Below are 12,417 nucleotides of genomic sequence, written 5' to 3'. Positions count from 1 at the left end.
AATGAAGGCGGTTTTTTATTATCGGCAACGTCCCTATGCGGGCAGAACGTCCCTTTCCTCTTTTTTCCCGCGCGTCACGAACTTACGCAGCGTCACGTAAAACACCGGCGTCAGGAACAGACCAAACAGCGTCACGCCCAGCATCCCGGAGAAGACCGTGATCCCGGTGACGCCGCGCACTTCTGCGCCCGCGCCGTGGCCGAGGATCAGCGGAATAGTCCCGGCAATAAAGGCGATGGAGGTCATCACAATCGGACGTAAACGCAGACGGCACGCCTCCAGCGCGGCTTCCATAATGCCTTTGCCCTGAATTTCCAGCTCGCGGGCAAACTCCACGATAAGAATCGCGTTCTTACACGCCAGCCCCATCAGCACCACCAGCCCCACCTGCACGAAGACGTTGTTATCGCCACCGGTCAGCCAGACGCCAAACAGCGCGGAGAGCATGGTCATCGGCACGATTAGGATCACCGCCAGCGGCAGCGTCCAGCTTTCATAGAGCGCCGCCAGGACCAGGAACGCCAGCAGCACCGCGACCGGGAAGACGATCAGCGCCGTGTTGCCCTGCGTCGCCTGCTGGAAGCTCAGGTCCGTCCATTCAATGTTCATCCCGTTTGGCAGGATCTGCTTAGACATGGCGTCCAGCTGCGTCATCGCCTGCGCAGACGAAAGCACGCGCGGGTCGGCATCGCCAATCAGATCCGCCGCCGGGTAGCCATTGTAGCGGATCACCGGATCCGGCCCGTAGGTGGTCGTGATTTTCACCATGCTGCCAATCGGCACCATTTCGCCCTGACTATTACGGGTGCGTAAATTCGCAATATCTTCAACGCTGTCGCGGAACTGCCCGTCGGCCTGAGCCATCACGCGCCAGGTACGGCCGAACTGGTTGAAGTCATTCACGTACGACGAGCCCAGATAGGTTTGCAGCGTACCGAAAAGATCGGTCAGCGATACGCCCTGCGCTTTCGCCTTGTCGCGGTCGACCTGCACGTCCAGCTGCGGAACGTTAGCCTGGTAGGTTGAGATCGGAAAGTGCATTCCCGGGGTCTGCATAATCGCGCCGGACATGGTGTTCACCGCGTTTTGCAGCGCGCCATACCCCAGACCGCCTCGGTCCTGAATGTACAGAGAATAGCCCGACCCCTGACCCAGCCCTAAAATCGGCGGCGGCAGGATGGAGAAGCCAAAGCCTTCCTGAATTTGCGCGATTTTCGCGTTAATCTCCGCGTTTATTTCCGCCGCAGTATGTTTGCGCTGGTCGAACGGCTTCAGGCCAAAGAAGACCGTCCCGGTATTCGGCGTATTGGTGAACTGCAGCGCGTTCAGCCCCGGGAACGCAACAGCGTAATCCACCCCTTCGGTATTCATCCCGATTTCGCTCATTTTGCGGATCACCGCGTCGGTGCGCGCCAGCGAAGAACCTTCCGGCATCTTCACGCCGCCAATCAAGTACAGCTTATCCTGCGTCGGAATAAACCCGCCGGGCACCGCTTTAAACATCACGCCAGCGGCACAGAGCAGCAGCAGATACACCACAAATACCGAGCCGCGCCGTCCCAGCGTTTTGCCCACCAGCCCCTGATAGCCGTTCGAGCTGCGGTGGAAAAAGCGGTTAAACGGACGGAAAATCCAGCCGAATAGACGATCGATAAGCCGGGTCGGGAAATCTTTCGGCGCGCCGTGCGGTTTTAACAGCAGTGCCGCCAGCGCCGGAGAGAGCGTCAGCGAGTTAATGGCGGAGATGACCGTGGAAATCGCGATCGTCACCGCAAACTGCTTGTAGAACTGACCGGTAACGCCCGAGAGAAACGCCATCGGCACAAACACCGCGCACAGCACCAGCGCAATCGCGATAATCGGCCCGGACACTTCGCGCATCGCCTGATGCGCCGCCGCAAGCGGCGCAAGCCCCTCTTCTATGTTTCGCTCGACGTTTTCCACCACCACGATGGCGTCGTCCACCACGATGCCGATGGCCAGCACCAGCCCGAACAAGCTCAGGGTGTTCAGCGAGAAGCCGAGCAGGTAGAGAATGCTGAAGGTACCCACCACCGAAACCGGCACCGCGATCAGCGGAATGATCGACGCGCGCCAGGTTTGCAGGAACAGGATCACCACCAGCACCACCAGCACCACCGCTTCCAGCAGCGTTTGCACCACCGCACGGATGGAGTCCCGCACGAAAACAGTCGGATCGTAAGGTGCCGCCCATTTCATGTCCGCCGGGAAGCGCGTGGACAGTTCGTCCATTTTCGCGCGCACCGCGTTAGACAAATCAATGGCGTTCGCCCCAGGTGACTGGAAGATACCAATCCCGACCGCGTCTTTATTGTTCAGCTGGGAACGCAGCGCATAGCTGCCGGACCCCATTTCGATACGCGCCACGTCGCGCAGGCGGACCACCGTACCGTCCTGCGTCGTTTTCAGGACAATATTGCCGAACTCTTCTTCGGTATGCAGACGCCCCTGGGCGTTAATGGAGATCAGGAAATCGCTCTCTTTCGGCAGCGGCTCGGCGCCAAGCTGCCCGGCGGACACCTGTACGTTCTGCTCCTGCATCGCCGTGACCACGTCCGACGCGGTCAGCCCGCGGGCCGCCACCTTGTTAGGATCCAGCCAGACGCGCATCGCGTATTCACCCGAGCCGAAAATCTGGATCTGGCCGACGCCGGGCAGGCGCGCCAGCTCGTCCTTCACCTTCAGCGTGGCGTAGTTACGCATATACAGGGAGTCGTACTTGCCGTTGGGCGAAAACAGATGCACCACCAGCGTCAGCGTCGGGGACTGTTTCTGGGTGGTAATGCCCAGGCGCCGCACGTCTTCCGGCAGACGCGCTTCGGCCTGCGCGACGCGGTTTTGCACCTGCACCTGCGCCTGATCCGGGTCGGTTCCCGGACGGAAGGTGACGGTGGTGACCAGCACGCCGTCGGAGCCCGCGACGGACTTCATGTACATCATGTTCTCAACGCCGTTGATCGCCTCTTCCAGCGGCGTCGCCACCGTCTCGGCAATCACTTTCGGGTTGGCGCCCGGATACTCCGCGCGCACCTGCACGCTTGGCGGCACGACGTCAGGATATTCGCTCACCGGCAGCAGCGGGATGGCGATTAACCCTGTGATAAAAATCAGAATCGACAGCACCGCGGCAAAAATCGGCCTGTCGATGAAAAAGCGGGAAAAGTCCATGGATGGATTCTCAGGTCAAGGGATCAGTTGAGGGCGGCGCTGGCGGTCATAGCAACGGTTTTCGCGTTAACCGGCATACCCGGCATAAACACTTTTTGTAAACCCTCGACGATAACTTTATCGCCAGGGTTCAGCCCCTGCCGCACGATGCGTAAACCGTCTGCCAGACGGCCTGGCGTGATGTCGCGGCGCTGCGCTTTCCCCTCTTTATCGACGATATAAACGTATTTACGATCCTGATCGGTCAGCACCGCTTTGTCGTCGATAAGCGTGGCTTTGAACTCCGCGCTGCCCGGCAGGCGGACGCGGGCAAATAGTCCCGGCGTGAACTGACGCTGGGCGTTATCCAGCAGCGCGCGCATGCGGATGGTGCCGGTACTCGGCGTCAGCTGATTATCAAGGAAGTCCACTTTGCCCTGGTGGGGATAACCCTCCTCGCCCGTCAGGCCAATCTCAACCGGAAGCGCCGTATGATTGCTGGACGCCCCCTGCCCGCTGCGGGCCAGATTCTGGTAGTGAAGGTAGGTCGACTCGTCCACGTCAAAGTAGACGTAAACCGTCTTCTGCGAGACCAGCGTGGTAAGAACGCTGGCGGTGTCGCCCGCAGTCACCAGGTTGCCGCTGGTGATCAGCGCCCGGCTGGCGCGACCGTCGATAGGCGCGGTGACTTTGGTGAAGTCCAGGTTGAGCTGCGCGGCGTCAACTGCCGCCTGCGCGGCGCGAATATCGGCCTGCGCCTGAGTGGCGGCCGAACGACGCTGCTCCCACTCTTCACGGGAGACAACGTTGGTATTGACCAGCTTATCGGTACGGTTAGCCTCACTTTGCGCCAGGCTGGCCTGCGTTTTAGCTCTCGCCAGGTTCGCCTGCGCCTGTTCCAGCGCCGCGCGATAGGTTCGGTCATCAATCGTGAACAGCACCTCGCCCTTCTTCACTTCCTGGCCGTCGGTGTAATTCACTTTATCAATGTAGCCGGACACGCGCGGACGGAGCTGAACGCTCTCCACCGCTTCAATCCGGCCATTAAAGCTATCCCACTGGCTAATGGATTTCACCACCACGTCAGCAGCGCTGACGGCGGGCGCAGGCGGCGCGGCGTTTTGCGCGACGCTGTTGTCGCATCCGACGAGCAGCACGGAGAGCAACATGACCCCCAGCGCGTTCAGATGAAAGTTACCCCAGGTTTTTTGCAGGCTCATTATTTTTATTCCGGTAATTGTCGCCGCCGGGCAAGACGCAGCAGGAGGCACTGCGCCACTTCCTTTGTCCGGTGGCTGTCTTAAGGCCATTTGTGTCGTTCATCGCCACAAAACTGTAACAGTTGCGAATACACTATCGCGGCGATTGTAGGAAGGCGCTTAACTAAGTGCAAGAATAATTGTTGCACTTTATGTGCTATTTGAGCGGATGTGAAAAGACCCGTTACGGTCAGGGATTTAAATGCAACAATAAAACTTGCAATTAATACAAAAACGCGCCACCTTTTAATGCAACAGACAAAGATACTTTTTAACAGGCAGCGTGGGAGTAACCCGATGAACACTGGCGCATTTATGCATGATTTACTCGACTGGATCGACAACAACCTGGATAGCCGTCTGGACATTGAGTCCGTTGCCAGGCGATCCGGCTACTCAAAATGGCACCTCCAGCGCCTGTTCAAAGAGCATACGGGCTATCCCCTCGCCGGGTATATTCGCGCGCAAAAGCTGCAAAAATCGGTTGAGCGCCTAACCCGCAGCGATGAACCGATTCTGAACGTGGCGATCGCGCTGGGCTTCGACTCCCAGCAGTCCTTCAACCGCAGCTTTAAGCGTCAGTATGGTCAGGCACCCGGGGCGTGGCGGCGGAGTGTGGGTGGCCCGGAATCGCAGCAGCTTTGCCAGTAATGCATATTTTGCTGCAACTTCTATCGGGAGCTGATATACTGTATATAAATACAGTATAACGAGGTGCACGATGGCTGTTGAAACAAAATTTGTTGTCGTTAGAAAAGGTGAAGAGAAAATGACATTTGCCAGTAAGAAAGAGGCTGACGCTCACGACAAGCTGCTCGATATGGCAGACGCGTTCACCGACTGGCTGTTGCAAAGCGGAATGCAAATGGATGAAACGCAGGCTGAAAATCTTGGCCTGTATCTCGCCGAGCAGAAAGAGACCGTGCAGCATATTCTGCGTACCAGCAAGCTTCCCGATCTCAATGCTCAAGCAGCAACGGGTAAAACAGAATCCGATGCGGCTGACACGAAAAAAATCAGGGCCGTGAAAGCGGCCTGATTGTCAGAAAAATCATCTCCGATCCTGGCGCCGTAAGCAGATAACTGCTTACGGCTTTTTTGCTGTCTGTTGGGATCCACTGCCGGTTGATGGTAACAATGTCATTGTTTCATATTCAGAACATAAATAAGGAGATGACGTGCGCCAGGAAATGAAAGAGAAAATCATCAGGATCTGTGATTCAAAAATTGCCTCTAAGGGAAGCCACGTTGGGCTTTCGTTTTATGCTTTTTTTGCTAATAAAAATGACGATCCAGAACTGCTTATGGAAGTTGCGCACTGGTGGATTATGGAAATGAAACTCGATCATTTTGAAAAGGCAGAAAAGATCAGAAACCTCGTCTCAGCTCTGTAACACGCTAAAGCGGGATGGCCGGTGAGGACAGGACGCCAGCTTACACGTCAACTTTTCGTTCAAAGCAGACATTTTTTCTGCTGATGTACGCTTTGCACTGTGTGTTCAATCGCTTAATGAGATCGCCCGGCGTTTAGCGCGTTCGGTGTCGAATCAGCTCTATCGCACCTGTCCAGGTTAATAATAGAACCTGTTATGCGCTCCGTAATAACAGATGCCGTTCAGTTTATTCTGAACGGCATTTTTCTTTTTATTTTCGTTTTATTAAAGAAAAATTAACATCATTTTCGTATTAGAGTGCAAACCTGTTATCAGGCAAAAGCCAGGGTAATAACGCCTCAAAAAAAACTCTATCCTATCAGTCGATTGCAACACCCGCCTGATGTCTGGGGATAAAAGTACTAAAGAGGACTATATTTTCGGAGTTTTTCTTCTTAAGTGAAAGTAAAATTTCTGAACTTTCTAGTCGGCCGCAATTAAAATTGCTCGTCGCAATGTATCGATTCATTTTTATGGCAAACCACACTCTATGGTGCAACATGGCAGACGCAATGAAACAGTCTAATTGTTTTAAACTTAAAACCAATCCAGTTAATATTTTTGTACTGGGTGTTCTCTATTCGACAGGACTTTTTTCGACGCAGGCCGTAGGTAGTACAACGGATATTACCGGACAAACTATCACCGACGGAGTGTTAGTTGATAATTCTGACGATATTGTTAATATTAATGGTGGTAGCAAGATAAGTAATGCTGCAGATCAAACTAGTGTAAAGATTAACCTTGCTTCATCGGACCCTACGAAAGGCGCAACACTGAATGTCAGCGGTGCGGGAACCACTATTTCTGGCGGGAATGTAGGTATAGATATAAACACCTCTAAAGGAAGTGTGGTTAACGTTACGGATAACGCCGAGGTTAGTGGTTCGCTATATGGTATTTACGGCCGGAATGATATCAATGGTCAGGCTATTGACGCAAAATTAAATATCGATCATGCGACTGTTACGGGTGGATCTGCGGCAGTATTTTTCTGGGAAAGCTCGTCCATCGATAACGCGACTAGTGTTGATATTTCTAACTCCACATTGATCGCTAATGGCGGGAGCGCGGATGACAATGGTCTGAGAATGACTCTAGGATCCGATACTGTCCATATAAATAACAGTAAGATTATATCGGATGGTCGTGGCGTCTATTCTAATGGTAGTTTCGCCGGTAGTATCAATATAGTGGACTCAACGATAAATGCTGTTGCCAGTGGTCTTCGATTACGACAAGTCCTCGGATGCAGTTACGATGTGTCTAACACGATTATAACGTCCGACGATACAGGCCTTTATTATGATGACGGTAACAAAAATAGCACCGTAACGTTGTCGAAAGGCACAACACTAAACGGCGAGAAATATGGGATCTACACTGTTGACGTCAGTGACAATGAAAATAATACCATCATTGTCGATGATTCCACTGTGCATTCCGCTGAAGGCAATGGTGTTTCACTAGGTGGCGGTTTTACGCTGAATGTGAATAATCATTCTCTTGTCGATGGCGATAATGCCATTGTTCTCAATGGCGATACCGCTGGCAGCACCGTAAACGTGAAAGATTCCACCGTCACCGGCAAAACCAATCTGCTGCAGTTCTCCGGCACCAGCGCGGTGGATACGGTCGATTTCACCGGCTCTACCCTGTCCGGCGCCATCACCACCTCTTCAGGTGCTGACCAGTCGGTGAACATCGACAGCTCAGCCTGGACCGGCAGCGCCGGGAAAACCGGTACCGGCGCGCTGGCGCTGAATATCAGCAACGGCTCAACCTGGATCAACAACGCGGCCACGGATGTCGATGCCATCAGCCTGACCGGTGGCAGCACCATCGTGATGGACGGCGGGAATATCCACACCGCAAGCCTGTCCGACAGCGCACCGACCACGCTGCTGGCGGCGGCCAGCCCGACGGCATCCACCATTTACTCCACGTATAACGCGGAAACCGGTTCAGCCTTCGTGCTCACGGCCGACAAGGCTACCGGCAGCTTTAATGCCGGCGTCACCTCCAGCTCCAGCGGTGCGGCGGGCGATATGACCGGCAACACCATTGTTCAGGTGACGGACGGTTCCGGTGCGACCTTCAACTCCATGCAGAGCGATGTCGGGGTTTACCGTTACGAATCACGCAGCGTGGCTAACGCAGACGGGTCAACCAGCGTGATCCTTGATAACATTACGCCAGAACCGACGCCAGACCCGGCCCCTGGCCCGAATCCGAACCCGAACCCGGATTCACGCACGCTCTCAACCGCCGCGCAGGCTGTAGTGAATACCCGTGCGGCAGCGATGAGCATCTGGAGCGACGAGCAGGATGTGCTGAACCGCCGTCTGGATAACGAGCGCCTCACCGGCAGCAGCGACGGCACGGTGAACGCCTGGGGCAGCTACTACGGCGGCTACCACCGTCAGCAGGTCGAGCAGACCAGTTCTGCCTACGATCAGACCAACAACGGCTTTATGTTAGGTGCTGACAAGCGTGTCGATATCGCGCCGGGCAACCTGCTGTTCGGTTTTGCCGCCACCCGCGGGTATTCGGATGTGAACATGCATGACGGCGGCAGTGCAGGTACTGATGTCGACAGCTACGGCGCCTCACTGTATACCTCACTGCGCCTGAACAACGGTCTGTTCTTTGATGCCAGCATCAAGGGCACGCACCTGAAAAACGACATCAGCGTGACGTCTCTGGACGGCGGTCATACCACCGGCGACTATAACAACAATGGCTTCGGCGGAGCTTTCAAAACGGGCTACCACAAGCAGTTTAATGCCTGGTATATCGAACCTTATGCCCAGATTTCTTATGCCCGCTATAACAGCGTCGACTACAAGCTGAAAAATGGCCTGCACACGAAAGATGACGGCAGCACGTCACTGGGTCTGGAAGGCGGTGTGAATGTCGGTACGGCGATGGCGCTGAACAATGGCACCGAGGTCCGTCCGTATGTGCATCTGGCCGTTGCGGGTGAAACCGAGAACAGCAACACCATGGACATCAACGGCGAAAAAATCAACGACAGCACCGACGGTTCACGCGGCATCGTTGGCCTGGGCGCGGATGTGAAGCTCAGCAAAAACCTGAGCGGATGGGCCGGGGCGAACTATGCCAAAGGTCAGGATCACTACGAGTCTCCATGGCAGCTGAATGCCGGTGTCAGCTACACCTGGTAATTTAATGACAGGAGCGAAAACCGGGCATAATGTTATGCCCGGTTTTTTTTTACGAAAAGCCTGCAAGGATAACGTCCTTTTACAAAGCTTCCGGATGCACAAAAGGTAACGCGTTTCTGTGCAGCTAGCTTTCTCCTCCGCCTCTACCGCCCTCACCTCAGAAACCCATTGCAATCCAGCAACCAAAGAGCCCTGCCTGCAGATACATCAGGTTGGTTCATAAACACGGTTTTATGATAATAGCGGACAAATAAAGAAATTTTGTCTGATGTAACAATCTGAACACAATCCTTTTAAGGACTTACAAAAAAAGACTTTTTTTATCTTCGCCAGTATCATCTTTTAAGATCTGCAAGGAGCTCCAGATAATAATATTACGGAGTTTGTTTAAATTAATTATTGTGGAGTCAGGATTGAAAGCCACATTACCTATATTAACTGGCTGCGTTGCAATTGCCCTCATTCATAATACCTCCGACACTGTCAATTTCCGCGGCACCCGTTTTTTAGATAAAGCAGCAAAAAAAGAAGTTTCATTAATCGTGCGCAACCCGTTCAGTGCACCGTATTTAATTGAGGCGGTAGTGAAAAATCTTAACAACGACGTGCACAAATCCCCCCACCTCATCATTCTTCCCTTCTGTCACCAGGAAGGCGGTAAAGAGAACCTAAAGCGCCTTGTTATTGCAGGCACGCTTTCCCAGGATAAAGAGTCGATGTACAGGCTTCGCGTCAAGGCGATTCCGTTTGCGTCTAAGGAAAATAAGACGCTACAGATTGCCGCCGCGACCAGTATCAAACCCATCTATCGCCCTGACGCGCTAAAAGATGCCCACGTTGAAAAACAGAGCGATAAACTCAAGTGGCATGTTACAGGCGAGCGGTTTGAAGGACTTTCTTATGAGGCCTACAGCGGCGGGAAAACAGGGATTATCGATACTGCCTCAGCAGTTGGCACGCCGACCTTTAAAATCCATACACATACTTTGAGTATGGCCTCTGGCAACATACCCGGTAAAATCAGTCCTGTTTTTACCATGTCATTTGCATACAACTGAGGACGAGCTGCGTACGCAAAACCGCTATCAGAAGGCGGTTTCATGTTTGTTTTTTCTCACAAGGATGTCCAGATGAAGCTAATCCTCCAACCCCATATTCTGTTCAGAGCCTTATCAACCTCCTGACTGATTGTATCGATACGTTCTGATTCGGAATTTTTATCATCTTTTCAACAAACTCTTCTATCATACATTAACAATTATAATTTTTTTGGTAGCCATAAGTATGAAACCTGAAACACATTTCAATACCCTGATCGAGGCAGCCTCTGACACCAGGCGGATCCAGAGTGGTAAGCCACGCCAGCTCATTTCGCTGGAGAAGAAAACCGAGCCAGTAACGTTTATCCTGCATGAGGGAGTCGTTGCGATATACCGAAGCAGCGATCGGCTTCTAATCAAATACATCAAAGCCCCAATGATTACTGGCATGAACGAATTAATTGACACCAACGCCGACATTTTTATAAAGGCCTACAGAAATGTTAGCTATGAGATCCTGCCCACAAAAGAGATGCTTGACGTCATCAGTACGAAGGGATTATGGAAAGAGGCCGCATACTGTTATATGTATGCCGTCCGGCAACTGCTGGTCGCCCACTACTCATCCGTCGGGCTCTCCACCTATGAGTTGATACGACTGAATTTGATTGCCCTGATGAATGAAGATGAAGCGCTGAGTGGTCATGTCAACGTCAGTGATTATATTCTCGAAAAAACCCGACTTTCACGCAGTCGTGTTATGAAAATACTGGGCGATTTGCGTATCGGTGGTTATATTGAGATCAATCGAGGTATTCTGATAAAAATTAATAAATTGCCTGAAAAATATTAAGCGCTTTTAACGGATAATTAACACAGGTCCGTTATATCTGACAAACAATACCGGGGGATAAATTACCTGACGTAAGTACAGCTGCCGCATCACAGCGGCGGCTGGAGCTTTTGTATCGCTTTACGCAGTTGCAGATCATTCTTAACCCCCAGCTTAAACATAATCTTTCGCTTATGGGTACTGATCGTTTTCTGACTTCGAAACATTTCACGTGATAATTCAATCCCGGTTTTACCGCTTTTCAGGCCAATAAGTACTTTTTTTTCTGCATCGGTAAAAATCATACCGTCGGTTATATTATTCTCCTGCTCCTGCAGTCGCAGGAAGTGAGCACTGATATAACGTTGTTTTTTCATACTGTGTTTTATTAACTCACGCAGTTCCAGCAGACGTTCATCCACACAAAGCAGTGAACATCGGTATGACCTCATGAGCTGATGCGCCAGCTTCTCCTGACATGCAGAGAGCATAACCAGAGCAGTTCCTTCACCTGACCGGCAGAGACTTTCGTACTCCGCGGCGGAGATATCAGTAAGCGTGTCATATGCGGTGAAATCAAGCAAAGTCAGATGCGCGTTATCATGCCGTGTAAGTTCATATTTCCAGTCAGGGTTTTGTTCGCGAAAAGCCTTCAGGCTGGATATAAACCCGTTCAGTAGAGTCGGATGAACCACACGGGAACAAACAGTAAAAGTAAACATAGTTCTCCAGATGTTCAGATTGAATAAATCTGATCCAAACGGTTAAGCAGATCCAGCCAACTGGCTGACTTTTGCAGGCTCAGACGTAACCGGATGTTTTGTTTATGGGTGAAGACCGTTTTATATCCCATATGGCGCAGACTGGCGATCTCATAGGCACTCAGACCTCGGGCGCAGTCGATAAGAATATTCAGTTCAGAGTGTGTGAGCCTATTTTTTCTATTCATGTTATTTATTAGAGGGGAGCGTAAAGGCAAATATCCTGAACTGAAATTTTTGGATAACATGCGCTGAGCGAGTTCTTCTTCCAAATAATTTTCGCAGAGTAGCGTCTGTACACCAAGCTCGTACATCAGTCTGATAAGCAGGTCATCCCGTTTTGCGACCCAGACGATAATTTCTTTTCCCTGCATTATCAGATGATGAATTATCCGTAATAGAGAATATATTTCTTCACCGGCACCACTAACGCCTGCAGCGAATAAAGATGTTTGATCATTAAAAGGGGGCACCTCCTCTATTAGCGCGTCTGGTTCAATCACTAACAGAGAGCCATTGACGGCCTGGATGCTGTTTTTGGCCGCATTGCGAAACAGTGGCCGAGGTTCATAAAGTATAATTTCTGTTATTTTTTGCTGTAACATCGTATCATTTATAAATATAAGTCAATATAGATAATATTAGATAAACATGCTGCAATATTGGAGTGGTTTTGTGTCCAATAAAGGATGTCAATTGCAGATAATTATTTTCCAGGGGATTCCTGGGGCGGAAT

Annotated in this window: 10 protein-coding genes; 6 read left to right on the top strand and 4 right to left on the bottom strand. The window is 51.8% G+C overall.

What is annotated here, in order from left to right; translation table 11 throughout:
- Nucleotides 1-33: 33 nt before the first annotated feature.
- Nucleotides 34-3,189 carry a multidrug efflux RND transporter permease subunit OqxB gene (gene oqxB, locus IM317_RS04205; protein ID WP_033145393.1) on the bottom strand — a complete coding sequence of 1,052 codons (3,156 nt, stop codon included), beginning with the start codon at nucleotides 3,187-3,189 and terminating at the stop codon, nucleotides 34-36.
- 23 nt (nucleotides 3,190-3,212) lie between these two features.
- Nucleotides 3,213-4,388 (bottom strand): efflux RND transporter periplasmic adaptor subunit, encoded by a 1,176-nt coding sequence (locus IM317_RS04200; protein WP_033145392.1) that lies wholly within the window; start codon nucleotides 4,386-4,388, stop codon nucleotides 3,213-3,215.
- 336 nt (nucleotides 4,389-4,724) lie between these two features.
- Here IM317_RS04200 and IM317_RS04195 point away from each other — a divergent pair, with 336 nt between their 5' ends.
- The 6 genes from IM317_RS04195 (at nucleotide 4,725) to IM317_RS04170 (ending at nucleotide 10,941) form a co-directional block, all read left to right on the top strand.
- On the top strand, nucleotides 4,725-5,078 hold the full coding sequence (locus IM317_RS04195) for a helix-turn-helix domain-containing protein (RefSeq protein ID WP_033145391.1): 354 nt from the start codon (nucleotides 4,725-4,727) through the stop codon (nucleotides 5,076-5,078).
- 70 nt (nucleotides 5,079-5,148) lie between these two features.
- On the top strand, nucleotides 5,149-5,466 hold the full coding sequence (locus tag IM317_RS04190; protein WP_033145390.1) for a YebG family protein: 318 nt from the start codon (nucleotides 5,149-5,151) through the stop codon (nucleotides 5,464-5,466).
- Between the two features lie 139 nt (nucleotides 5,467-5,605).
- Nucleotides 5,606-5,821, top strand: coding sequence for a DUF6500 family protein (locus tag IM317_RS04185; RefSeq protein ID WP_033145389.1), 216 nt, complete (start codon nucleotides 5,606-5,608; stop codon nucleotides 5,819-5,821).
- Nucleotides 5,822-7,122: 1,301 nt separating this feature from the next.
- Nucleotides 7,123-9,048 (top strand): autotransporter outer membrane beta-barrel domain-containing protein, encoded by a 1,926-nt coding sequence (locus IM317_RS04180; RefSeq protein WP_033145388.1) that lies wholly within the window; start codon nucleotides 7,123-7,125, stop codon nucleotides 9,046-9,048.
- 413 nt (nucleotides 9,049-9,461) lie between these two features.
- Nucleotides 9,462-10,106, top strand: a complete 645-nt coding sequence (locus IM317_RS04175) for a molecular chaperone (protein ID WP_158002594.1) — start codon at nucleotides 9,462-9,464, stop codon at nucleotides 10,104-10,106.
- Nucleotides 10,107-10,332: 226 nt separating this feature from the next.
- The gene (locus IM317_RS04170; protein WP_050595278.1) at nucleotides 10,333-10,941 is read left to right on the top strand and encodes a helix-turn-helix domain-containing protein; all 609 of its coding nucleotides are present in this window, start codon (nucleotides 10,333-10,335) and stop codon (nucleotides 10,939-10,941) included.
- Between the two features lie 89 nt (nucleotides 10,942-11,030).
- On the opposite strand, the gene IM317_RS04165 is transcribed toward IM317_RS04170, so the two are convergent.
- Both IM317_RS04165 and IM317_RS04160 read right to left on the bottom strand, forming a co-directional pair.
- Nucleotides 11,031-11,642: a helix-turn-helix transcriptional regulator gene (locus IM317_RS04165; RefSeq protein ID WP_080277771.1), complete on the bottom strand. Its 612-nt coding sequence runs from the start codon at nucleotides 11,640-11,642 to the stop codon at nucleotides 11,031-11,033.
- Between the two features lie 14 nt (nucleotides 11,643-11,656).
- Nucleotides 11,657-12,286, bottom strand: a complete 630-nt coding sequence (locus IM317_RS04160) for a response regulator transcription factor (protein WP_033145386.1) — start codon at nucleotides 12,284-12,286, stop codon at nucleotides 11,657-11,659.
- Nucleotides 12,287-12,417 lie beyond the last annotated feature (131 nt).

Origin of the sequence: Enterobacter cloacae complex sp. S3 (assembly GCF_014930495.1) — a bacterium.
In the GTDB taxonomy this organism is placed as follows: domain Bacteria; phylum Pseudomonadota; class Gammaproteobacteria; order Enterobacterales; family Enterobacteriaceae; genus Enterobacter; species Enterobacter asburiae_B.
This window is presented reverse-complemented; position numbering and strand designations above follow the sequence as displayed.

What these genes read in the sequence shown, in the direction of transcription:
- oqxB (WP_033145393.1), bottom strand. Translation starts at nt 3,189, where the DNA reads ATGGACTTTTCCCGCTTTTTCATCGACAGGCCGATTTTTGCCGCGGTG.
- IM317_RS04200 (WP_033145392.1), bottom strand. Translation starts at nt 4,388, where the DNA reads ATGAGCCTGCAAAAAACCTGGGGTAACTTTCATCTGAACGCGCTGGGG.
- IM317_RS04195 (WP_033145391.1), top strand. Translation starts at nt 4,725, where the DNA reads ATGAACACTGGCGCATTTATGCATGATTTACTCGACTGGATCGACAAC.
- IM317_RS04190 (WP_033145390.1), top strand. Translation starts at nt 5,149, where the DNA reads ATGGCTGTTGAAACAAAATTTGTTGTCGTTAGAAAAGGTGAAGAGAAA.
- IM317_RS04170 (WP_050595278.1), top strand. Translation starts at nt 10,333, where the DNA reads ATGAAACCTGAAACACATTTCAATACCCTGATCGAGGCAGCCTCTGAC.
- IM317_RS04165 (WP_080277771.1), bottom strand. Translation starts at nt 11,642, where the DNA reads ATGTTTACTTTTACTGTTTGTTCCCGTGTGGTTCATCCGACTCTACTG.
- IM317_RS04160 (WP_033145386.1), bottom strand. Translation starts at nt 12,286, where the DNA reads ATGTTACAGCAAAAAATAACAGAAATTATACTTTATGAACCTCGGCCA.